General features: G+C 46.1%; 23 protein-coding genes and 1 tRNA gene. 2 read left to right on the top strand and 22 right to left on the bottom strand.

Annotated elements, in window-relative coordinates; genetic code table 11:
* Positions 1-30: 30 nt before the first annotated feature.
* From KGF88_RS03695 to KGF88_RS03685, 3 genes are all read right to left on the bottom strand, one after another.
* Positions 31-507, bottom strand: a complete 477-nt coding sequence (locus tag KGF88_RS03695; RefSeq protein ID WP_153826133.1) for an immunity 26/phosphotriesterase HocA family protein — start codon at positions 505-507, stop codon at positions 31-33.
* Between the two features lie 2 nt (positions 508-509).
* Positions 510-752, bottom strand: a complete 243-nt coding sequence (locus tag KGF88_RS03690) for a hypothetical protein (protein WP_153826132.1) — start codon at positions 750-752, stop codon at positions 510-512.
* Positions 753-820: 68 nt separating this feature from the next.
* A complete protein-coding gene (locus KGF88_RS03685) occupies positions 821-1,513 on the bottom strand; it encodes an RHS repeat-associated core domain-containing protein (RefSeq protein ID WP_153826131.1) in 693 nt (230 codons plus the stop codon).
* A gap of 67 nt (positions 1,514-1,580) precedes the next feature.
* Here KGF88_RS03685 and KGF88_RS03680 point away from each other — a divergent pair, with 67 nt between their 5' ends.
* Positions 1,581-2,744, top strand: a complete 1,164-nt coding sequence (locus KGF88_RS03680; RefSeq protein WP_257119963.1) for a trans-sulfuration enzyme family protein — start codon at positions 1,581-1,583, stop codon at positions 2,742-2,744.
* 64 nt (positions 2,745-2,808) lie between these two features.
* On the opposite strand, the gene lysS is transcribed toward KGF88_RS03680, so the two are convergent.
* The 5 genes from lysS to xerD form a co-directional block, all read right to left on the bottom strand.
* Positions 2,809-4,323: a lysine--tRNA ligase gene (gene lysS / locus KGF88_RS03675; RefSeq protein ID WP_153826130.1), complete on the bottom strand. Its 1,515-nt coding sequence runs from the start codon at positions 4,321-4,323 to the stop codon at positions 2,809-2,811.
* A 57-nt stretch (positions 4,324-4,380) separates the two neighbouring features.
* A protein-coding gene (gene prfB / locus KGF88_RS03670; RefSeq protein WP_110075217.1) for a peptide chain release factor 2 occupies positions 4,381-5,479 on the bottom strand; the annotation gives its coding sequence in 2 pieces (ribosomal slippage) (positions 4,381-5,403 and positions 5,405-5,479; 1,098 coding nt in all).
* Between the two features lie 44 nt (positions 5,480-5,523).
* On the bottom strand, positions 5,524-7,236 hold the full coding sequence (recJ, locus tag KGF88_RS03665; RefSeq protein WP_153826129.1) for a single-stranded-DNA-specific exonuclease RecJ: 1,713 nt from the start codon (positions 7,234-7,236) through the stop codon (positions 5,524-5,526).
* Between the two features lies 1 nt (position 7,237).
* Positions 7,238-7,981 carry a thioredoxin fold domain-containing protein gene (locus tag KGF88_RS03660; RefSeq protein WP_153826128.1) on the bottom strand — a complete coding sequence of 248 codons (744 nt, stop codon included), beginning with the start codon at positions 7,979-7,981 and terminating at the stop codon, positions 7,238-7,240.
* 5 nt (positions 7,982-7,986) lie between these two features.
* Positions 7,987-8,886, bottom strand: a complete 900-nt coding sequence (gene xerD, locus KGF88_RS03655) for a site-specific tyrosine recombinase XerD (RefSeq protein WP_110075220.1) — start codon at positions 8,884-8,886, stop codon at positions 7,987-7,989.
* Positions 8,887-8,979: 93 nt separating this feature from the next.
* On the opposite strand from xerD, the gene KGF88_RS03650 reads away from it, so the two are divergent.
* Positions 8,980-9,064: transfer RNA gene (locus KGF88_RS03650), tRNA-Tyr, on the top strand.
* Between the two features lie 33 nt (positions 9,065-9,097).
* Here KGF88_RS03650 and KGF88_RS03645 read toward each other — a convergent pair.
* From KGF88_RS03645 to frr, 14 genes are all read right to left on the bottom strand, one after another.
* The gene (locus KGF88_RS03645) at positions 9,098-10,060 is read right to left on the bottom strand and encodes an NAD(P)H-quinone oxidoreductase (RefSeq protein WP_202912496.1); all 963 of its coding nucleotides are present in this window, start codon (positions 10,058-10,060) and stop codon (positions 9,098-9,100) included.
* Positions 10,061-10,100: 40 nt separating this feature from the next.
* Positions 10,101-10,928 carry a pirin family protein gene (locus KGF88_RS03640; protein ID WP_153826127.1) on the bottom strand — a complete coding sequence of 276 codons (828 nt, stop codon included), beginning with the start codon at positions 10,926-10,928 and terminating at the stop codon, positions 10,101-10,103.
* 2 nt (positions 10,929-10,930) lie between these two features.
* The gene (locus KGF88_RS03635) at positions 10,931-11,917 is read right to left on the bottom strand and encodes a glutathione S-transferase family protein (protein WP_153826126.1); all 987 of its coding nucleotides are present in this window, start codon (positions 11,915-11,917) and stop codon (positions 10,931-10,933) included.
* A gap of 90 nt (positions 11,918-12,007) precedes the next feature.
* Positions 12,008-13,183 (bottom strand): lipid-A-disaccharide synthase, encoded by a 1,176-nt coding sequence (gene lpxB / locus KGF88_RS03630; RefSeq protein ID WP_153826125.1) that lies wholly within the window; start codon positions 13,181-13,183, stop codon positions 12,008-12,010.
* Between the two features lie 30 nt (positions 13,184-13,213).
* Positions 13,214-13,978 (bottom strand): acyl-ACP--UDP-N-acetylglucosamine O-acyltransferase, encoded by a 765-nt coding sequence (lpxA, locus tag KGF88_RS03625; protein ID WP_110075223.1) that lies wholly within the window; start codon positions 13,976-13,978, stop codon positions 13,214-13,216.
* Complete coding sequence (fabZ, locus tag KGF88_RS03620; RefSeq protein WP_110075224.1) at positions 13,979-14,431, bottom strand: 3-hydroxyacyl-ACP dehydratase FabZ; 453 nt, start codon at positions 14,429-14,431, stop codon at positions 13,979-13,981.
* A 12-nt stretch (positions 14,432-14,443) separates the two neighbouring features.
* Positions 14,444-15,478 carry a UDP-3-O-(3-hydroxymyristoyl)glucosamine N-acyltransferase gene (lpxD, locus tag KGF88_RS03615; protein WP_110075225.1) on the bottom strand — a complete coding sequence of 345 codons (1,035 nt, stop codon included), beginning with the start codon at positions 15,476-15,478 and terminating at the stop codon, positions 14,444-14,446.
* Positions 15,479-15,482: 4 nt separating this feature from the next.
* Positions 15,483-15,998 (bottom strand): OmpH family outer membrane protein, encoded by a 516-nt coding sequence (locus KGF88_RS03610; RefSeq protein ID WP_153826124.1) that lies wholly within the window; start codon positions 15,996-15,998, stop codon positions 15,483-15,485.
* A gap of 36 nt (positions 15,999-16,034) precedes the next feature.
* Positions 16,035-18,584, bottom strand: a complete 2,550-nt coding sequence (gene bamA / locus KGF88_RS03605) for an outer membrane protein assembly factor BamA (RefSeq protein WP_110075227.1) — start codon at positions 18,582-18,584, stop codon at positions 16,035-16,037.
* Between the two features lie 36 nt (positions 18,585-18,620).
* Entirely contained in the window at positions 18,621-19,976 is a 1,356-nt protein-coding gene (rseP, locus tag KGF88_RS03600) for a sigma E protease regulator RseP (RefSeq protein ID WP_153826123.1), read from the bottom strand.
* Entirely contained in the window at positions 19,970-21,169 is a 1,200-nt protein-coding gene (ispC, locus tag KGF88_RS03595) for a 1-deoxy-D-xylulose-5-phosphate reductoisomerase (RefSeq protein WP_153826122.1), read from the bottom strand. The genes rseP and ispC overlap by 7 nt, the downstream gene beginning before the upstream one ends.
* A 1-nt stretch (position 21,170) precedes the next feature.
* Positions 21,171-22,034 (bottom strand): phosphatidate cytidylyltransferase, encoded by an 864-nt coding sequence (locus KGF88_RS03590; protein ID WP_153826121.1) that lies wholly within the window; start codon positions 22,032-22,034, stop codon positions 21,171-21,173.
* Entirely contained in the window at positions 22,027-22,809 is a 783-nt protein-coding gene (gene uppS / locus KGF88_RS03585) for a polyprenyl diphosphate synthase (protein WP_202912495.1), read from the bottom strand. The genes KGF88_RS03590 and uppS overlap by 8 nt, the downstream gene beginning before the upstream one ends.
* Before the next feature lie 81 nt (positions 22,810-22,890).
* Entirely contained in the window at positions 22,891-23,412 is a 522-nt protein-coding gene (gene frr, locus KGF88_RS03580) for a ribosome recycling factor (protein ID WP_153826139.1), read from the bottom strand.
* Positions 23,413-23,459: the final 47 nt, after the last annotated feature.

Raw genomic sequence — 23,459 nt, 5'->3', positions numbered from 1 at the left:
GTCCTTTTTTATTGAGGGACAGGCTTAGGTTTACATAGTAGATATGCCTTTCTCTTCTAGCATTTTGGTATCATATAATATACTAGGATCATCCTCGCCTGAAAAATAATACTCAAGCCGTTCAAGCACATGAACAGGATCATAAACAGCGCAAAGCTCAAGGGATAAACACTCTTCAATAGTAGTCGGAATCTCTTCAATGCCAGTAAGGGTCTTCCATACTTTATGACTAAGCTTATCCATTTTATAGAAATATTTCTTAACTCGTTCTTCTTCGGTTAAATCCATGTTAGCGATAATTTTCCACTGTCCATTTTTTAAAGGTGCGTCAACTACGGATATCTGGAATGCATAACTTGATGACTTTAATTTCTCTTCGTCAAAAATAGGTTCTTTTGAACAAAAATCGAAAAAGCCCCATGTATTCGCTAACACTTTCCCGAAGCAGTAATTACCACCTTTCATAGGAATAACAAAAATATCCCCTTCTTTAAATTTTTTGGCCATAATTAGTTAAACTCTTTTTTCGCTGCTTCTATATATTCTTGCTTGTTCGGATTTTTATCTGAAATTCCGTTAATAGCATTTCCTGATGTACCATCTTGAGACTTAGCACCACCATTACCCTCTATCAATTGCTGCTCTCTGCCTCGGATAGCATCTTTATTTTCAGATACTTTATCCGGTTCAGCTGGTCCAAATCCATCTTTGTTTTTGTGATGGTTACCATCCCTTTTTTTCAAAATTTCCATAGGGTCGCCAGTACCACTTGTTCTACCTGAGTAAACTTCACCAGTTCTTTTATTAGTTTTGGTATAGGTCAGATATAGCTTCTTGGCCCCTTTGTTGCCATACGCCTTGTAGAAAGAAAGTCAGTTGCACCACCTGTTGCTTGACTAGCTGCCTCTGCCGCAATTTCTTTAGCAACAAACATTATAACAGGAATTAGTAATGGAATTTTACCAGTCGGATCTTTGTACTTATAGGGATTATTATAGGCATACGCATAACGGTTGAATCCCATCGTCGGATTACCGTGTTGCACATGTCCTAGGAAATCAACAGGATCATTCGAGTAAAACCGCCCGATAACTGGATCATAGTATCGTGCCTGCATATAACTCAGGCCTAAGTCATTATCGTACTTATGGCCAGTGTAGCCGATGTCGTCGCTTGGCGCTTCGTAAGTGTCACCAAAAGGTTGGTAATGCCGGCGACTCTCTACCGCTCCTGTGCTGTTGGTTCGTGCCACCGGGCTGCCCAACCTATCTGTATGGATAAAGGTGGTTGTTGCCTGGCGGTCTTCAGCGATAAGCCTATTGCCAAGGTAAATGTAGTTCGTTTGAACGCCGTTGTCTTCACTCAATAACAGCTGCCCCGACTGGCTGTAGAGATAGTAGCGGGTATCACCATCGCCCGCCACCTTAACACGGCGGTTGTGGCCGTCGTAGGTATAGCTCGTGCCACCGGGCTGCCCGGTGGCTTTAGATATAGCAACGAGTGAGTGATTCATATAGCCGAATTAAACAGAGTCAGATAAGCTATGGTTGGTTAATAAATGACGACTCATAGGTAACCCAGTGACGATTAAAACGACCAGTTTTTCATATCCCTATAGCTCGGCTACCGCCGTTGCCCAAGCTCTCGGTACTATTGATAAAGAAAGCCAAGGAGTGGTGCTTCCTATCCACGTAGCGACAACCTATATTCGTGGCGTTGATAACAGTTACCCTACTGGTAATGTTTATTCGCGTGCTGACAACCCGACCTATAAGCCGGTTGAACAGCTACTTTGCCAATTAGAGCAAGGTGAACAAGCGCTGCTGTTTAGTTCGGGTATGGCGGCTGCTACTTCAGTTTTTCTGGCCTTACAACCAGGTGACCATGTTATAGTCCCACACATTATGTACTGGGCTTTGCGTCATTGGTTACTGAACTTTGCTAAAGATTGGGGATTACAATTCAGCTTTGTAGATATGACCCAATTACACTTAGTCAAGCAAGCTATGCAACCGGGAAAAACCAAATTAGTATGGCTTGAAACACCGGGAAATCCACTTTGGACCATCTCCGATATTACTGAAATTGTGGCCTTGGCTCATCAGGCTGACGCTTGGGTTGCAGTAGATTCAACTTGTGCGACGCCTATTCTTAGTCAGCCCCTAGCACTAGGTGCTGACATTGTCATGCATTCAGCTACCAAATACTTAAATGGTCATTCAGATGTTATTGCTGGAGCACTGATTACAGCTGCTGATCATCCCTATTGGCAACGTATTCGGAGTATTCGAGCGCAACTAGGAGCTGTTCCTAGCCCGTATGATGCTGCACAACTGTTGCGCGGTATGCGTACGCTACATCTACGAGTAAAAGCCGCCTGTGAGAATGCCTTATTCTTAGCCGAACAATTACAACAACACCCACAAATCAAAGCTGTGCTTTATCCAGGATTACCGAATTTTGCAGGCTACGAAGTTGCCTGTAAACAAATGTCTGGCGGCTTTGGTGGGATGCTTTCTATACAGGTAGTGGGCGGTGAAGCCGCTGCTATTCACGTTGCCGCCAATACCAAGTTATGGAAGCGTGCAACATCCTTAGGCGGCGTAGAGAGTTTAATTGAGCACCGAGCCAGTGTTGAAGGCGCTGGTACTCCTTGTCCTTCGGATTTATTACGACTATCGGCGGGGATTGAGGACAAACATGAACTATTAGCAGATTTGTTGCAGGCACTGCCAAGTCGTTAGTTAGAGTAAGTTGCGTTGTTAGCCCTTCGAAGGGCTAACAACGTACAGCATATTCACTTAATTCTTAGCCTTTGCGTGGGCGCATGTGAGGGAACAGTAATACATCACGGATAGAAGCTGAATTAGTTAGCAGCATAACTAACCGATCAATGCCGATACCCTCACCTGCCGTTGGTGGCAAACCATGCTCTAATGCAGTAACGTAGTCCTCATCATAGAACATCGCTTCATCATCACCGGCTTCTTTTTGTTGAACTTGCTCCCGGAAACGCTCAGCTTGGTCTTCAGCATCATTCAACTCGGAAAATCCATTGGCTAATTCGCGTCCACCAACAAAAAATTCGAACCGATCCGTAATGAATGGATCCGCATCATTACGACGTGCCAGAGGCGATACCTCAGCTGGGTAGGCTGTGATAAATGTTGGCTGCAATAAACGATGTTCAGCTACTTCTTCAAAAATCTCAATTTGAACTTTACCAAGGCCCCAGTTCGATTTGACTTTAATACCGAGGGATTCCGCCAGCTGCGTTGCTTGCTCTAAAGAATCAAGTTGTTGCTCAGAGGCTTCTGGTAAATAGGCCAAAATAGCCTCTTTAACTGTCATGCGTGCAAATGGCTTGCTGAAATCATACATCTCGCCTTCGCTTTCAAATTGCGCTGAACCTAAGATATCAGTTGCCATACCACGCAGCATGTCTTCCGTTAGGTTCATCAAATCTTGATAATCGGCGTAGGCCCAGTAAAACTCAAGCATGGTAAACTCTGGATTATGCCGCGTAGATAGCCCTTCATTACGGAAATTACGATTGATTTCAAAAACCTTTTCAAAGCCACCGACAACCAACCGCTTCAAATAAAGCTCTGGTGCTATACGCAAATACAGTTGCATATCTAAGGCGTTATGATGAGTTACAAACGGACGTGCCGCCGCCCCGCCAGGGATTGTTTGCATCATCGGCGTTTCAACTTCTAAGAATTGGCGTTCGCTTAAATAACGACGAATGTAGTCCACTACTTTGGAGCGAATAATAAAAGTTCTACGCGATTCCTGATTAGTAATCAAATCAAGATAGCGCTGACGATAACGCATTTCTTGATCAGCTAAACCATGAAATTTATCGGGTAATGGTCGTAGTGCTTTGGTTAATAAACGCACATCATCAACCTGAACACTTAACTCGCCGGTTCCAGTGATAAATAAGGTACCGGTGGCTCCAATAATGTCACCAAGATCCCACTTTTTGAATTGCTCGTTATAGAAACCTTCTGGCAAGTTATCCCGCGCTACATAAATTTGAATTTGGCCTGACATGTCTTGCAAAGTGGCAAAGCTCGCCTTGCCCATAATCCGCCGAGTCATCATCCGGCCAGCAATACTCACACGAACTCCTTGCGCAGCAAGTTGCTCTTTTTCAACGTGATCATAGTTCGCGTGTAAATCCGCCGCTAAACTGTCACGACGAAAATCATTAGGAAACGCTACACCTTGTTCACGCAGAGCAGCTAATTTCGCCTTTCGCTGAGCAATCTGTTCATTAACATCAACTTCAGGTGCTTGCTGCGTTTTATCGTTCATGGTTATTTTTCCTGTAACTAATCAATAGAATTCTAAAGCGTTAAAAGTGAATCGTTGTTATAAACCAGATTTTAAACTGGCTTCAATAAATGGATCTAAAGCTCCATCTAGTACTGCTTGAGTATTTCGGTTCTCAATGCCTGTACGCAAATCTTTGATACGAGCATCATCGAGCACATAAGAACGAATCTGACTGCCCCAACCTATATCTGATTTGGTATCTTCAAGGGCTTGCTTTTCAGCCAACTGCTTTTGCAGTTCCATCTCGTATAACTTTGCTCGCAACTGTTTCATTGCAGCATCACGGTTTTTATGTTGCGACCTATCGCTTTGACACTGCACCACAATACCTGATGGCTCATGGGTAATACGAATTGCCGAATCGGTTCGGTTAACGTGTTGTCCACCTGCGCCAGATGCTCGATAAGTATCGATACGCAAATCTGCTGGGTTAATCTCAATTTCTATTGAATCATCAATTTCTGGATACACAAACACTGATGCGAACGAGGTATGGCGACGATTACCAGAGTCAAATGGCGATTTACGAACTAACCGATGAACACCGGTTTCAGTTCGTAACCAACCGTAGGCATACTCTCCCTGAATACGCACCGTTGCTGATTTTATGCCAGCCACCTCTCCTTCCGAGAGCTCGGTGATTTCTGTTTTAAACTGATGCGACTCAGCCCAACGCAAATACATTCGTAACAGCATATTCGCCCAATCTTGGGCTTCTGTGCCGCCTGATCCTGCTTGAATATCCACATAGCAATCGGCGGTATCTTGTTCACCCGAAAACATGCGTCGAAACTCTAACGTCGCTAATTGTTGTTCTAATTGCTCAAGTTCAGCAACTGCTTCTTGATAGGTTTCTTCGTCATCAGCTTCAACCGCTAGGTCAACCAAGCCCTCTACGTCTTCTAACCCTTGTGCAAGCCGTTGTAGCGTTGTAACTACCTGTTCTAAGCTAGCACGCTCTTTGCCCAGAGCTTGCGCTCGCTCTTGATTGCTCCACACGTTTGGGTCTTCTAACTCGCGACTTACCTCTTCTAAACGCTCTACTTTATGAGCGTAGTCAAAGGTACCCCCGAAGCAACTCACTGCGTTTGCGCAGATCTTTTATGGCAACATAAGTAGCATTTGTTTCAAACATGTGCAGCAATCCAAACTTATCAATATAAACAAAGGGCGCATATTCTACCGTAAAGCAGTAAAATGCTCTAGTTGCAGTTGTACCGAAGTTTGTCCACGAAAATGATTCAGCTGAATACGATAGGCAGCATGAATATGCTCAATCGCAGGATTTGGCCACAGGTTAGTATCAACTTGAAATGCTATCGCATCAATGATCACTCGTTGCGGTGATTCCAGCACTAACTTTAGGTGTTTTTGTCCTACTAAGTACTGTTTAACCACTTTAAATTCACCATCGAATAAAGGCTCTGCGAAGCCTTGCCCCCAGGGCCCTAGTTGCTCTAGTTGCTGGACAAAAGGAAGCTGTAAGCAGCTTGCATCAAGCTCACCATCAGACCAGATAACTCTTTGTAATTGATGCGGTTGTAGCCACTCAGAAGCCACTTCAGTTACAGCCTTAGTGAACGCATCTAACTGCTGTTGCTGAATGCTCAAGCCAGCTGCCATTGCGTGCCCACCAAAACGTTCAATAAGGCCTGGATAACGGGTATGTACCCGTTCCAGTAAATCTCTTATATGCAGCCCTGCAATAGACCGAGCTGATCCTTTAAGTAAACCATCTTCAGCTTGTGCAAAGGCAATAACTGGACGATGACACTGCTCTTTGACGCGTCCCGCCACTATTCCAATGACTCCCTGATGCCAAGACGCTTGAAATAACACTAACAACGATGGTAGCTCAGTATTATCGGTTGCCAATTCAGCTACATAGTGCTCGGCCTCTTCCCGCATTTCTGTTTCAATGCTTCGTCGCTCTCGATTCAGACTATCCAGCTGCTGGGCTAAAGATTGTGCGGCGGTGTCGGTAGCTGCCAGCAAGCACTCAATACCAGCTGCCATGTCATCCAGTCGTCCGGCAGCATTAATTCGAGGCCCGATTGCAAAACCTAAATCGCTCGCCTGTAACCGGGTTTGATCACGTCCAGCTACGCTCAGAAGAGCAGCAATACCAGGACGACAATGCCCTGCTTTTATTCGCTGCAAACCTTGCTGTACTAATATTCGATTAACGCCGTCGAGTTTAACCACATCGGCAACGGTACCCACGGCAACCAAGTCTAGCCAAGCGGCTAAATTTATTTCGGCTGGCCATTGACGTTGGCGTAACTCAGCACGTAATGCCAGCAGCACATAAAATGCCACCCCTACCCCAGCAATATTTTTACTCGGAAAAGCACAATTGGGCTGATTAGGATTAACAATCACCTGAGCAGCTGGCAAGCTGTCACCAGGTAAATGGTGATCTGTCACTAACACAGGAATCCCGTACTGGTTTGCCGCAGTGATGCCTGCGTGGCAGGATATTCCGCTATCGACCGTTACAATCAGTTCAGCGCCTTGCTGCCGAGCTTGTTCAACCACCGATACTGATAAACCATAACCATCTGCGAATCTGTTCGGCACTAAATAGAAGACCTGCTCAGCCCCTAACGCCTGCAGCACAGACACCATCAACGCTGTGGAGGTAGCTCCGTCAGCATCAAAGTCACCACAAATACAAATTCGTTGTTGTTGCTCTAACGCATCAGCTAAATGCTTGGCTGCGGCTTCTGCCCCTTTTAACAATCGATAATGAGGTAGTCGCTTAGCACTTAATTCTAACTCGGCTAGGTTCGTGATGCCCCGCCGCGCCAAAATTTGCGCCAGTAAAGGCGGTAGCTGTGCGTTAAGTTCTCCAGCGTCAAAATCAGGGTGACGTTTAATTTGCACTTGCATCTTAACGTTCTAGCTCCGCTAATAATTGCTGTGGCGGCAACAACCCTGGCACTAATTGCCCAGATGGCAGCACAAAAGCTGGTGTGCCACGCACGCCAAATTTGTGTCCTAGAGCATAGTGATCGGCAATCGGCGCCTCGCAATTAGCTGCGGGCAAAGCTTGATCTTGTTTAATCGCCGTTAACGCTTGGCGCTGATCGTCTGCACACCAAGCTTGTTCCAACAACTTTGCCGCGGAGCCGGTTAAACCAGTCCGTGGCCAAGCCAAATAACGTACACTAATCCCCAAGGCTAGATAGTCTTCAAGTCGCTCATGCAACTGCCGGCAATAACCACAACTAGGATCGGTAAAAACGTACACCACATGTTTAACGTCCGGTGCTGCATATTCTATGGTGGAATCAGCCCATGCGGCCACATCGCGTTGGCGCATGGCATTGAGTGACAAATCACTCAAGTTAACTGGCTCAGCAGCGGTAATATCATAAATACGACCACTAATTAATTGGCTCCCATCGGCATTGGTATAAACCAATCCTTGATTGGTAATGACCTCGATTAGTCCCCCCATGGGTGCTGCTTGATAAGACTCGACAACAAACCCCATTTGCTCCAGATAGGCCGTGTTAAATTCGGTCTCTTGACCATCAGCTAACGTAGCTTTAGAAGCGGGTTGACAGGCTATTAAAGCCGCAGCAACAACAGGAACAGCTAGCTGTTTTACCAAAGAAAAAGATAATTTCATAAATATTAAGCTCGTGGATGATGGGTTGCATGTAGTTGTTGCAATCGCTCGCGTGCTACATGCGTATAAATTTGGGTGGTAGATAAGTCACTATGGCCCAGTAACATTTGCAACACGCGCAAGTCAGCTCCGTGATTAAGTAAATGGGTTGCAAACGCATGGCGCAACGTATGTGGCGATAAATGCGACCGAATCTCTGCTTGTTGCGCATAATACTTAATTCGATACCAGAAAGCCTGCCGCGTTAACGGCCCTCCTCGGCGCGTAACAAAAACCCAATCATGGGGTTGCTTACACAGCACCGGACGCGCCTCAGCAAAATAGCGTTGTAACCATTCTAACGCAACTTCTCCAAGGGGCACTAAACGTTCTTTGTTACCTTTACCTATCACTCTTACTAGCTCTTGCTGCAGGCTTATTTGGTCGACATTTAACTGTACCAATTCAGTTACGCGTAAGCCAGTAGCATAAAGTATTTCTAGCATCGCCTTATCGCGCAGTTGAATCACATCACTAGTATCGGGAGCATTTAACAGATCTTCAACCTCAAGCTCTGAGAGGCTGTGGGGGATAGCCTGAGGTTGCTTTGGGCGTTGTAACTTTGCAGTTGGGTCAGTGCTACATAGCTGCTGCTGCACCGCCCACTGAAAAAATTTCTTCAAAGCGCTCAGAAGACGAGAAGTGCTACGTGGTGAAAAACCTTGCTGGCGTCGCCACAACAGAAAGTCTTCGAGATCGACAGCGCTCAACGTGAGTAAATCTTTGCGCTGCCGAGTGCGGACAAATTTATAGCAATTCACGATATCTGAGCGATAAGCTGCACGTGTGTGTTTACTAATGCCCTGCTGCAACCATAAACGGTCTAAAAATTGTTCTATTAGTTCTTCTGTTGCGGCTGGAATCATGAATACTAAGGCTCATTTGTAGACAGGTATAGAGATTTTACCCTATTAACGGTTTACACGCAGGCTCAATCTGCTATCATGCAGCGCTCGTGTGGAGGGGTTCCCGAGCGGTCAAAGGGATCAGACTGTAAATCTGACGGCTCAGCCTTCGCAGGTTCGAATCCTGCCCCCTCCACCACTTTCCTTTCTGGTTTCATCAAACAATTATTAACTACCAAACCAACACCAACTTACCCATAGTGTCATTATGCTTAAGTCGTTGGATGGCTTCGCCTACCTGTGCCACAGGAAGTATCGAATCAATATTGGCGGTTAGTTTTTCTGCTTCAAATAGCGGCCATACGTGGTCAAACAAGGCGGCCATAATTCTTGCTTTCACTTGATTGGGCTGATTTCTTAAAGTGCTGCCAATAAGCCGCTGGCGTTTCATTAATAGCCTTGCGGCATCTAACTCTGCCAAACGTCCGCCCATAAGCCCTATCACCACTAATCGACCATCTTGACGCAGCACTCGTTGATTGGCTGGTAAATAATCACCAACCACCGGGTCTAAAATAATATCAGCGCCCCCCCAAGCTTTTACCGCCTCGGTAAAATCTCCAGCACCGCGCAACCAGCCTTGTGCCGCCCCCAGACCTTTACAATGGTCTAACTTTGCTTGACTGCTAACAGTAACAAACGTCGGGTTACCAAACTCACGGGCTAGTTGCAATCCTGCCTGCCCCACTGCGCTGGCACCGGCATGTAATAAAATATGCTCGCCTGGCTGCGCCGCTGCTAGCATGTATAAATTGTAGAAAGCGGTGGCAAAAACTTCACAGATACCAGCAGCCGCTGGTAATTGCATCCCAGCTGGCAGAGGTAGTACTTGATTAGCCGGCACCGCCACGTACTCGGCATAACCGCCGCCACTAAGTAATGCGCACACCGATTGACCGCGCTGAAAGTGCTGAACATCGGCTCCAACTTCAGCAATCCAGCCGCTAACTTCCAACCCCAACACCTCTGAAGCACCAGCTGGCGGTGGATAATGCCCTGCAAGCTGCATCACATCAGCACGGTTCATGCCACTGTAGGCAACCTTGATCACCACCTCGTTGGCGCCAGCTTGGGGCCGTTGCTGGTGAATCATCTCGGGTTCGCCCGCAGCGTTAGGTACAATCACTCGCATCATCTTGCTTTCTACTCCTTAGCAATAGCCGGGCAATACTAGCTTAACCAGTTAAACGTCCAGCTTGGTAATCTCGAATCGCTTGTTCAATTTCGGCCGGCGAATTCATCACGAAAGGCCCATATTGGCTGATAGGTTCACCAATGGGTTGGCCCGCTAAGAGAACAACACCCGCTAACTCAGAGCTCTGCAACTGTAGATTATCAGTGGCATTCAAGCGGACCAACTCACCGCGCTCTAGCTGCGAGCCATTCAGACTAACTTGCCCTTGGTAGACATACAAGAGTCGAGTCTGTTGCTGCTGCGAGGATAACTCTAATTCCGCTTTCGGCTGTAGGCGTACATCCAGCATCAAAAATTCTTGCTCCGGCTGTTGAATGGGCCCTACAGCATCTTCATATGAACCTGCAATCACGCGAATTTCATAGTTATCTCGCTCGATTAGGCCCAGCTTATGTTGCGGGTAATCAGCCCAATCAGCCGCCTCCATTTTACGTGCTGCGGGTAGATTAAGCCATAACTGAAAGCCCCACATCAGGCCGTCTTCTTGCTTTGGCATTTCGGCGTGAATGATCCCGCGTGCTGCCTTCATCCATTGGGCTCCGCCGGCTTCAACCACGCCTGTGTTGCCATTTGAATCCTTGTGCTCCATCCGCCCTGCTAACATGTAAGTGAGGGTAACAAAGCCACGATGCGGATGCGGTGGAAATCCCGCAATATAATCATTGGGATTATCAGAACGAAACTCATCCAACATTAAAAAAGGATCCTGATGCCGTAGTTGCGGCTGATTAATGACCCGCGTTAGTTTAACCCCAGCTCCGTCTTGAGCTGGGATACCGCGGTAGCGACCCGTAATAACGTGCGCCATAGTTAAGCTCCTAACACAGAACCACGTGAATGTGGTTGATTAAAGTCTAATTCCGGACCTTCAGGCACAATGCCGGTTGGGTTGATCATGGTATGACTGCTGTAGTAATGAGTTTTGATATGATCCATTAAGACCGTCTCGGCAATCCCTGGTACTTGATAAAGTTGCCGTACATAGTCCCACAGATTAGGATAATCAATAAGCCGCTGCCGGTTGGTTTTGAAGTGACTGTAATACACAGCATCAAATCTAATTAAGGTGGTAAACAAACGCCAATCGGCTTCCGTAATTTGGTCACCAGCTAGAAAAGGTTGTTGCGCTAAAATGCCCTCGACCGTATCAAGTTCATCAAAAAGCTCTCGGTAAGCACGCTGGTATGCGGGAGCCTTAGTCGCAAAACCACATTTATACACGCCATTGTTGATACGATCGTAGACCCGTTCATTGATGCTATCAATCGGCTCAGCTAACTCATCTGGATAAAAATCTACTTGATTTCCTGTGAGTTCATTAAACGCAGAGTTAAACATCCGAATAATATCCGCAGACTCATTACTGACTATCGTTTTACGTTGCTTATCCCACAATACCGGCACTGTGACTCTACCACTGTAGTTCGGGTTAGCTTGTAGATACAATTGATACAGGTAGTTATGTTGATATAAAGGATCTTGTAAAGATTCGGACGGATTATCGCCAAACCCTTGTGAGCTAAATTCCCAACCATTTTCAAGCATCAATGGATGCACCGCAGATACGCTAATATGATCTTCTAAGCCCTTTAACTTTCGAAAGATTAAGGTTCGATGTGCCCACGGACAAGCGTAGGATACGTATAAGTGGTAGCGACCTGACTCGGGTTTAAATTCAGCATCCTGATCGTTACTGATCCAATTTCTAAATAGCGCTGCACTGCGCTCGAAAGCGCCTTCATGGCTATCAGTGTCGTACCACTTATCTTGCCATCTTCCATCTACTAATAAGCCCATCTGCTTATCCTCCGCTTTAACAGTTAATAACGGAGTAAGTATAGCTGGCAACTAATCGAATAATAATCGGAATTTAATCAGCAAACCTTTCTATTTATTAGAAAGGTATTTGGGGGACTGTGCTATTAAATCTGCTACCACAGCAGCACTGATTTGATTTGCCCGCTGTTGTAACTGTTGATGCAACTGGGTAAATTCTTGCGCCAACATAGCTTGATTGGCAGGATCTAACTGCCGCTCTAGTGCTTGCGCTAAGTTATCTACGGTTGCTTGTTGTTGAGCAAACTCAGGGACCAAAGCTTGATCCGCCAAGAGATTTGGTAGGCTAAAATACTTAGCTTTAAATAAGCGTTTAATTAACTGATAACTTAACCAATTAAACCGATAGGCCACCACCATCGGACGCTTAATAAGCATGGCTTCAAGGGTGACTGTGCCTGAGGTGAGTAACAAGCCGTCAGCAGCCGCCATGGCGGTACGGGCTTGGCCATCAATCAGTTGGATGCGTAACTGTGGTGAATAACGAGCAATGAGCTGACTAAATTGTTCGGCTCGCGCAGAACTTATCATCGGAGCAATGAACAACCAATTCGGATGTTGCTCCTGCAACTGCTGCGCAGTTTGCAAAAACAGTGGCCCTAATCTGGCTATCTCACCTTTCCGACTACCTGGTAGCAACCCGATAATGCGAGTTTGCTCAGGCAAATCTAAATCGGCTCTTGCTTGCTGCTTATCCGAATGCAGCGCAATACTATCAGCAAGTGGATGACCAACAAAAGTAGCAGCTAACTGGTGCTGATCATAAAACTGCTTTTCAAACGGTAAAAGGCACAAAACATGGTCTACCGCCGCTTTAATTCCTTTAATTCGCCCTTGGCGCCACGCCCAAACACTTGGGCTAACATAATGTACAGTGGCGATGCCGTGGCGCTTTAACTGTTTAGCTATAGGGAGATTAAAATCAGGGGCGTCAATCCCAATAAACACGTCTGGGCGTCGTGCTAACATGGTCTGAACCAGCAGTTTGCGATGCTTTAGTAGGGTCCATAGACGCCCCAGAACTTCTGCGATTCCCATCACAGCTAAATCATCCATGGGTACTAAACTGGTGAGCCCTTGCGCTTGCATTAACGGACCACCTACCCCAATAAATTCAGCGTTAGGATACTTAACGCGCAACTCTGCAAGCATTCCGGCACCTAATAAATCGCCCGAATGCTCACCTGCTATCACTGCAATTAGAGGAGCTGACTGTGTCACTTCCATTTCACTCATCATCGAAACATGCTGATTAGGTTAGCGAATAATGCCACGGCGGCTTTGTTGCACAAATTCAATAAGTGGACCTAATTCTGCCGCATTCAATTCTTGCATCTGGGAAACCGCCTCGGTTACGGTGAGCCCCTGTCGATACAGTAGTTTAAAGGCACGTTTGATATTCAAAATTTGTTCACTGGTGAAACCACGCCGTTTTAATCCTTCGCTATTAATGGTACGAGGAACAGCATTGTGACCCTGCGCCATCACGTAGGGCGGAACATCCTGCACCACCACAGAATTTACTGCGGTAAAAGCATGGGCCCCAATATGGCAAAACTGATGAACTCCAGTAAAGCCACCTAAAATGGCCCAGTCACCCACATGAACATGGCCTGCTAACGAGGTGTTATTAGCTAAAATAACATGATCACCAACCATGCAATCATGAGCAACATGAACGTACGCCATTAAGAGATTGTCATCACCAATTTGGGTTAACCCTTGATCTTGCACCGTGCCGCGATGGATGGTCACACATTCGCGAATAATGTTGTTATCACCTATCACTAAGCGAGTTGGCTCGCCCGCATATTTTTTATCTTGGCAGTCTTCACCAACCGAAGAGAATTGAAAAATGCGATTGTTTTTACCAAGAGTGGTTGGCCCTTTAACTACCACATGGGGCCCAATCACAGTGCCATCACCTATCTCTACATCGGCACCAATAATACTGTAAGGGCCAATTTCTACATTGGCCCCAAGCTTTGCACTTTTATCAACAATCGCAGTCGAATGAATCACTTAAACTTCTCTTCTTGCACAAATAATATCGCAACTACAGGCTAACTCACCGTCAACTTCGGCGCGTCCTTTAAACACCCAAATACCGCGGCGTTCTTTCTCAAAGGTAACATGCAGATGCATAGTGTCACCAGGCAGAACCTGCTTTTTAAAACGAGCGTTATCCACCCCAGCAAATAAGTATAGATCTTTTGCGCCCGGCGTGCTTGCCGTTATCTTAAATCCAAGTAATCCAGCCGCTTGGGCTAAGGCTTCTAAAATAAGTACCCCAGGAAAAATTGGATTTTCAGGAAAGTGTCCAGTAAATATCGGCTCGTTAACACTCACGTTTTTTACCGCATGAATCCGAGTTTGATGGTCACAAGCTAATACTTTATCAACCAACAAAAAAGGATACCGATGCGGTAACAAGCTTAAAATTTCTTTAATATCAAAAGCGCCATCTGCTGACAAAACAAGGTCCTCTTACTCGCTAGCACTAGCTAGCTGATTTTCTAACTTCTTCACCCGCTGAAAGAGCTCGTCAAGTTGACGGTAACGAGCACCGTTCCGGCGCCACTCGCGATGAGGCGCAGCAGGGATACCCGAGGCGTAAACGCCGGGCTCAGAAATACCTTTAATCACCATCGAGAAGCCACTTATTTGCACGTCATCACAAATTTCAATGTGGCCATTGATGGCTGTTGCACCGCCAATTAAGCAACGCTTACCAATGCGGCAGCTCCCTGCCAACACAGTACAACCTGCAATGGCTGTGTCTTCATCAATAAATACATTGTGCGCTATTTGGCACTGATTATCGATAATACAGCCATCACTAATAATAGTGTCGTCTAGCGCACCGCGATCGATGGTAGTGCTAGCGCCAATATCTACCCGGTTACCGATAACTACACGTCCTAGTTGCGGGATCTTAACCCATTTACCCTGCTCATTGGCCCAGCCAAAACCGTCAGCACCTATGATGGTGCCTGCATGCACGAGACAATGCTCCCCAATCACACAGCCATGGTAAACCACCACGTGTTGCCATAATTGGGTTGCCCGACCAATTTCAACTCTTGGTCCAATATAGCAGCCCACGCCAATCACCACATCATCTGCGATAACCGCATGCTCAGCGATAACGGTGTTAGCACCAATAGCAACATTTGCTCCAATCTTTGCGGTTGGATGAATTTGTGCAGAGGCATGAATATGGTCAGCTGGTTTTGGTGTGGTATCTAAAAGTTGCGCTACTTTAGCAAAGCCAGCATAAGGATTACGGGTACGCAGGGCCGCCAAACCAGCTGGTAACTCCACATTAGGTGCCACAATCACGGCACTGGCTTGGGTAGTGTCTAGCTGCGAGCGATATTTTTCATTGGCTAAAAAGGCAATTTGCCCCGGCTTAGCCGAGGCAAGGGTTGCGACACCAGTGATGGTGATTTCACCATCACCGTGTACTTCAGCTTCAATCGCCTCAGCCAATTGCTGTAACAGCAATGTCTGATTCGTCATAGCCTTAGTTGCCACCAGTCATTTTTTTAATCACAGCATCAGTGAGGTCAGATGCTTCAGTAGCATAAGCTAACGCTGAACGCTGCAGAACAAGATCAAACTGTTGCGCAGTAGCTACGTCTTGAGTGTTGCGCATGATATCCATCAATAGTTGGTCGCGTAATTCGTTTTGACGACGACCCATATCTTCACGTACCGCTTTTACTTTAAGCTGATAGGTGGTTTCTAACATCTCCATTTCACGCTGCATGTTCAAGCGTTCTTGATTAGACATGATAGATGCATCACGTTGCGCTTTTTCTTGTAGCTCGCGCATTTGATTTTCAAGTTTAGAAACTTCGTCAATACGGCTCTTAAACTCAGTTTGAACTTGGGTTTCAAGTTCACGAGCTTGTGGCAGGTTCTGCAATACTTCTTGCACGTTAATCACGCCAACTTTCTGTTGTGCTTCTGCTGCATTAGCAAAAACTGCGGTAGCTAGTAACGCTGCTGCAACACCTGTTTTCATTAAAGTATTCACAATAAAACTCCTTGATATATTTTATAATTTTTCAAATTAGAAGGTGGTACCGATATTAAAGCTGAAGACCTGGGTTTTATCACCATCTTCTGACTTCAGTGGGCGCCCTAAAGAGAAGGTCAACGGCCCCATCGGTGAAATCCACTGCACAGAAATACCTGCAGATGCGCGGAACGAGTTAGGCTTACTAAAATCCTCTAATGGGTACGAGTTAGGATTAAGCTGCAATTTGGCATAATCGTCGTAATTAAACTCGGTATCCCATACGTTACCCACATCTACGTAGAAACTTGTACGAACTGTATTCTTATTCTCTTCAGAAATAAACGGTGTTGGTACAATTAATTCTAATCCACCCACGAACAATGCATTACCGCCCACCGAGTATTGGCTTACAGCCAAGGTATCCGTGTATTCGGGCAGCGGACTCGTTACTGGACCACCATCTACCGGCGGCAAGCCAGGAATGGATTGAGTATAACGATAGACTGCTTTCGGACCAATGGTGTTAGCTTCAAAACCGCGTAAATTATCGCGTCCACCAACGCGGAAGTTCTCATAGAATGGATACAGATATTCGTTACCGTTATCATCTTTACCATAACCGTTACCATAGCCTAACCGCATCCGGGTCATAAACACAAAACTATGAGTATCAGTTAATGGGAAATACTGGCGATAATCGTAGTTTACACGGAAGTAATTAACATCGCTCAAAGGCGCCGATATGCCAACTGACACCGAGTTAGATGACCCAGCTGTCGGGAACATACCACGGTTTAAAGTCACACGGTTCCAAGCTGCGGTAAGTTCGTAGATGTCAAAAGCCACCCCATCGTTTGGAGTACGTTTGTCAACATATGGTTTATAAAACCGCGTGATCTGCTCGTAACTTTCAACATCATTAATTTCTTCGCTACGATAGGTTGCACCAAAGCTTAAACTTTGGATTTCGCTAATGGGGAAGCCCACGTTAGCGCTAATACCGTATTGCTTCTTGTTGTAGCGAATGTAGTTATCTAACTTACCAGCATCAAACTCGCTCATGTACACGCTACCGGTTAAGCTCACGCCATCTTTAGTAAAGTAGCGGTCGGTATAAGCAACACTTGCAGTACGATTATATTTATTAGTGTTTACGTTGATCGCAGCGCGGTTACCCGAGCCCAAGAAGTTTTCTTGCGACGCACCAACACCGATTTGTAGACCTGAGTAGTCACCGTAACCAAAGCTAAAGTTAAATGAACCTGACGGCTGCTCTTTAACCACAAAATCAATATCTACACGCTCATCACTACCATCTACTTTGGTAGTATTGGTTTCTACGGTTTCAAAAAAGCCTAAACGCTCTAACCGAACCTTACTTTGCTCTACTTGGGCCTCATTAAGTGGAGCCCCTTCAAGTTGACGCATCTCTCGGCGTAAAACTTGATCCGCAGTTACATTGTTACCGATAAAGTTAATTCTATTCACGTAGACGCGTTTGCCAGGGTTGACGGAGAAAATCAAGTCAACTTCGTTGCTACCCTCTTGAATTTCAGGAATAGCGCGAACTTCAGGATACGCATAGCCGAAACGACCATAGAAACGAGCAATAGCCTCTTCTAGGGCTGTTATTTGTGCTGCATTATAAGTCGTACCTGATTTGATGGTGGTGAAAGCTTCAACCATCTCGTCATGGCCTTTCAAGTCACCAATCACTCGTACTTCGTTAATGCTGTATACCTCACCTTCTTCAAGGTTCATAGTGATATACACGCCTTTACGATCTGGCGTTAACGTTACTTGAACGGACTTAACCTGAAAGCCCAAATAACCACGGTTTTTATAGAAACTCTCTAGTGCTTCTAAATCACCTGATAACTGTTGTTTTTGATAACGGTTTTCACCGATAAAATTCCACCAAGGCAAGCTGTCTTTCAACTCAAATTGATTGAGTATCTCTTCATCAGTAAAACTTTTATTACCCACTAAATTGATTTGTTTAATTTCGGCCGATTCGCCTTCATCAAAGTTCAACCGCACGCTTACTCGATTACGGGTAAGCTCTACCAGTTCTACATCAACCTTAGCGTTGTATTTACCTACACTATGAAAGAAATCTTCAAGGCCTGTTTCGATGCTTGCGATGACGGTACGATCTAGTTGCTCGCCCTCGACAATCCCGCTATCAGTAAGACTCTGAGTGAGCTGCTCATCCTTGATATCTTTGTTTCCCTCAAACTCTATCGAGCTGATGGTTGGGCGCTCCACCACCTCAAAAATAAGCGTGTTATTTTCGCGTTTCGCTTCAATGTAATCAAAGTGGGTGGATGAATAAAGAGAGCGGATACTGTTACGAACTGCGTTCGCATCAACAGTGTCACCTAAACGAATAGGAATATAAGTTAGCGCGGCACCTAGGGCCACTCGTTGTAATCCTCTTACGCGGATATCTTCAACGACAAATGTTTCGGTATTTTTGTTGGCACTCTGCTCGGAAGCATTGGGTTCAGAACCTTGGGTTGCACTTTGTGCGTATGCAGTATGTGCAGGAAGAGCCGCCGCTGCTACCAGGGCGCTCAAGAACAGCTGTTTCAACGTCATTCTGTGCTACTTAATTGTTGTGTTGTACATGTCGTTTCATTGCGACAATCGCAGAATATCATTACTGATAGCAATTGCCATTAACGCGAATATAAGCGCGCCACCGATGCGGTAAAAAACTTCTTGCACGCGTTCAGAGACGGGCTTACCGCGTACTCCTTCTACTGCAAGAAACACTAAGTGCCCACCGTCTAAAACGGGTAATGGCACTAAGTTTATCACCCCAAGGTTAACGCTAATAAGCGCAAGAAACCCTAAAAAGTAGACCAGACCATAACTGGCCGAAGTCCCTGCCCCCTCTGCGATCGCAACTGGACCGCTCAGGTTGCTTACTGACACTACTCCGGTAACCAATTTACCCAGCATTTTTACACTGAGTACAATGAGCTCCCAAGTTCGTTCGGTGCCTTTTACTAATCCATCTATGAAACCATACTGTTGCACAAACCGATATTCTTCGGGATAAGGTGCAACGGTCGGCTCTACTCCTAGAAAACCAATACTTTCTTGTTCTAGTTCGCGGCTGCCTATGGTAACCGGCAACGCGAGTAGTTGCCCATTGCGTTCAACGCTTAGGGTTACTTGCTGCCCGGCCGAACTCATAATCAGCTGTCTGGTTTGAGACCAATCTACTACAGGAGTTCCATCAAACTCGACAATTTTATCACCAACGCGCAAATCAGCTTGTGCTGCAGGTGATTCTTCTGCCACATAACTCAGTACTAACGATACACGTTGCTGGTACGGCTGCAAACCTAAATCAACAAAGGTTGGCGTTTGTTGGTCAGATAATCGCCAATCCGCAATATCCAATACATAGTCTCGCTCGCGCAAGCGCTCATCTTGCACTGTTAGAGTCACCTGTTGCTGCCCTAAAGCACTAGCGAAGGCTAAATTAACTTGTTGCCAATCTTCCGTACGGCGACCATCAACTGCAATAATTTCACTTGGCACCGGAATTGATACTTGGCTTGCAATTGACTGCTCACGTACATCACCAATAATGGGCTTGACCGATTGCACACCCAGCAAAAACATCACCCACAACACCACGATAGCTAAGATGAAATTAGCTAATGGCCCTGCAGCTATGATGGCAGCTCGTTGTGGTACTGATTTAGCATTGAAACTTAAATGACGCTGGTGCTCTGGCACCTCATCAACGCGCCCATCAAGCATTCGTACATAGCCACCTAGTGGAATAGCACCGATTTGATAAACAGTACCGTCAGCAGCCTGCCGCTGCCATAGTGGCTTACCAAACCCCACCGAAAAGGTTAAGACTTTCACCCCACAACGTCGTGCAACCCAAAAATGTCCAAATTCATGGAAAGTAACTAAGATACCCAGCGTTACTACAAACGCTGCTAACGACCAAACCACTGTTAACATAACCGATAATGCTCCACCCAACGCTGGGCAACCTGTCGCGCTTGTTGATCTATGGCAATGACATCGTCAATTGAGCTAACCGGAATCACTGCTATTTCGTTCAATACCCTATCACAAATCTCAGCAATAGCGGTAAAGCCAATTTGAGTACCTAAGAAGGCTTCAACTGCGATTTCGTTTGCTGCATTAAGCATGGTGGTGGCGGCTTGCCCTTGCCAGCAAGCCTCAATAGCCAAGGCTAAACAAGGATAACGAGCGGCCTCGGCAGTACTGAACGTTAATTGGCTTAATTGGGAGAAATCAAGTGCTGCAACACCGCTGCTGATACGTGCAGGATAACTTAAACCATAAGCAATTGGCGTACGCATATCCGGCTGTCCTAGTTGTGCAATCACTGAACCGTCGGTAAAACTTACCATAGAATGAATAACACTCTGAGGATGTACCACCACTTCTAATTGCTCGCGTTGACAATTAAACAACCAGCGCGCTTCAATATACTCTAATCCTTTATTGAGCATGGTGGCGGAGTCTACAGAAATCTTCTGCCCCATACTCCAATTGGGATGGGCACAGGCTGCAGCTGGGGTTTGTTGGGCTAATTCGGCTAAGGGTAGCTCTCTAAAGGGGCCACCTGAGCCGGTAAGCAAGATTTTATTGACCCCATGAGCGGCTAAATCAGCTTGACCTAAAGCTTGTTGTGCTGCTGTCGGCAAACACTGAAAGATTGCATTATGTTCGCTATCGATGGGCAGCAACTCTGCGCCAGAACGAGCTACAGCATCCATAAACAGCTGCCCTGACATCACTAAGGCTTCTTTGTTAGCCAGCAAAATACGTTTGCCCGCGTTAACCGCTGCCAAGGTTGGCAATAGCCCGGCGGCACCTACAATAGCTGCCATCACCGTATCTACTTCACTAGCTGAAGCAACATCAAGCAAGGCTGCAGGGCCGATAAGTACTTCCGTGCTGCTACGTTGTTCTAACAGCTGCTGCCGTAGCGCTAAACCAGCCTGCTCATCGACCATAACCGCGTAGGTTGGGTTAAAACGTGCACAAATACTTAGCATCTCCGCAACATTAGCATGTGCGGTCACCGCAAAGAGATTAAAGCGTTGTGGATGCTCGTTGATAACAGCTAAGGTACTTTTACCAATCGAGCCTGTGGCACCTAAAATCGTAATAGATTGCATACTAGGCCAATAACAATAAGTAAGCTAAAGCAAAGACGGGTAACGCAGCTGTTAAACTATCAATGCGATCTAAAATACCACCGTGCCCTGGCAACAAACTGCCGCTGTCTTTTACTCCTGCACAGCGCTTAAACATGCTTTCGTTTAAATCACCAAACACCGATGCAACGACAGTGACTAACCCAGCTAGATAATAACCAGCGAATTGCTCGGCAGGTACCTTTAACCAATGGGCTACTACCATCATCACCACAAAAGCCAAGGTGATACCACCTAGAAGCCCTTCCATGGTTTTACCTGGGCTGACCGCTGGCATCAGTTTATTGCGCCCATAACGAACCCCAGCAAAATAGGCTCCAACATCGGCGGCCCATACCAGTAACAATACAAACAGTACAGCAAAGCCGCCAAACAACGGCTGCTCAGCATAATTCAAAGAGCGAATAGCCAGCATGCCAGCCCAAGCAGGCACCAGTGTTAACCAACCAAATACGCCCACGATAGAGCGCGTACGCGACCACACTCGCCGACTACGTGGATAATTTAATATCAACACTAAAGCCAACACCCACCAAGCACAGCCCAGCACGATCAGGATGTATAGTGGCTGCGCTAACTCGCCTTGCTGCCATACTTGATCAACCGGCACCCACCACATCAAGGCCGCCAGAATAACACTCACGCTGAGCGTATAAGCGATACGACCTAGGCGTTTGGTGACCCCCATCAATGGCGCCCATTCCCACGCCCCAGCTGTCATCAATATCAGCACCGCCACAGCAAAGCCTGTTAATGGCAGTGCAAACACCGCATAAAGGGCGACAGGTATAAGCACCAGCGCAGTCAGTAAACGTTGTTTAAGCAAGGTTGTCCCCGGTTGTCACATCAGTATCTAAAATAGCCCGTTGCAGTTGCTCGCTGGTCATACCAAAGCGACGCTCGCGACAACTAAAGTCAGCGATTGCTGCTGCAAATTCTTTATCATCAAAGTCGGGCCACAATACTTGGCTAAAATAAAATTCCGCATAAGCTAATTGCCATAGCAGAAAATTGCTAATTCGGTGTTCGCCACCTGTTCTTATTAATAAATCTGGCTCAGGTTGGTCTGCTAATTGTAACTGCTCAGCTAATAAATCAGTTGTGATTTGCTCAGCATCCAATTCACCATCACGCACCTTACTCGCCAATTGTCTTGCCGCCGCAGTAATATCCCAACGGCCGCCATAGTTGGCTGCAATATTTAAATTCAAAGCGGTATTATTTGCGGTCATGGCTTCTGCTGTCGCCATTTGTTTCTGTAACCGCTCACTAAACGCACTTTTGTCGCCAATAATACGTAGGCGTACATTATGTTTATGTAACTTCTTTACTTCACGTTTTAGTACCGTCATAAAGAGTTCCATTAACACTGAAACCTCTTGTTGCGGGCGATTCCAGTTTTCACTACTGAAGGCAAACAAAGTTAACGATTGAATACCTTTTTTACGTGCAAACTGCACCGCTTGCCGCACCGCTTCAGCCCCAGCTTTATGGCCAAAGGTGCGGTGTTTGCCGCGCAACTTCGCCCAACGCCCGTTACCATCCATGATGATTGCCACGTGCTTAGGCATTTGAATACTCGAAACGTCCGTGATTGTCATAAATAACGCCATACAAGAAAAAACGCCGTGTGAGTATACCTGACACGGCGCTTTCCACCAATGTGGAATAGAAACAACAGTTTAAACTTCCATCAGATCTTTTTCTTTTTCCGCTAAGGCTTCATCAATTTTAGCGATATAAGTATCTGTCAACTTTTGAATTTCTTCAGTAGCGCGACGTTCTTCGTCTTCGCTAATTTCTTTTTCTTTAAGTAGGTCTTTCAAATCGCTGTTAGCATCACGACGAATGTTACGAATGGCAACTCGCCCTTGCTCTGCTTCATTACGAACCACTTTAACTAAATCGCGACGACGCTCTTCGGTTAACGGTGGTAATGGCACCCGAATGACAGTACCAGCAGAAGCTGGGTTTAGGCCTAAATCTGAGGTCATGATGGCTTTTTCAACCGCACCTGCTGATGACTTATCAAACACTGTCAAAGCTAACGTACGTGAATCTTCTACCGTGATGTTTGCCAATTGCTTTAACGGAGTATCTACCCCGTAGTAAGGTACCATCACACCATCTAAAATACTTGGATGAGCACGCCCAGTGCGCACTTTTGAAATTTGTGAACGTAGCGCATCTACGCTTTTTTCCATACGCTGTTTAGCGTCTTGCTTAATGTCATTAATCACGTTGTAGTTTC

Source organism: Idiomarina loihiensis (assembly GCF_024584785.1).
Classification (GTDB): domain Bacteria; phylum Pseudomonadota; class Gammaproteobacteria; order Enterobacterales; family Alteromonadaceae; genus Pseudidiomarina; species Pseudidiomarina fusca.
This window is presented reverse-complemented; position numbering and strand designations above follow the sequence as displayed.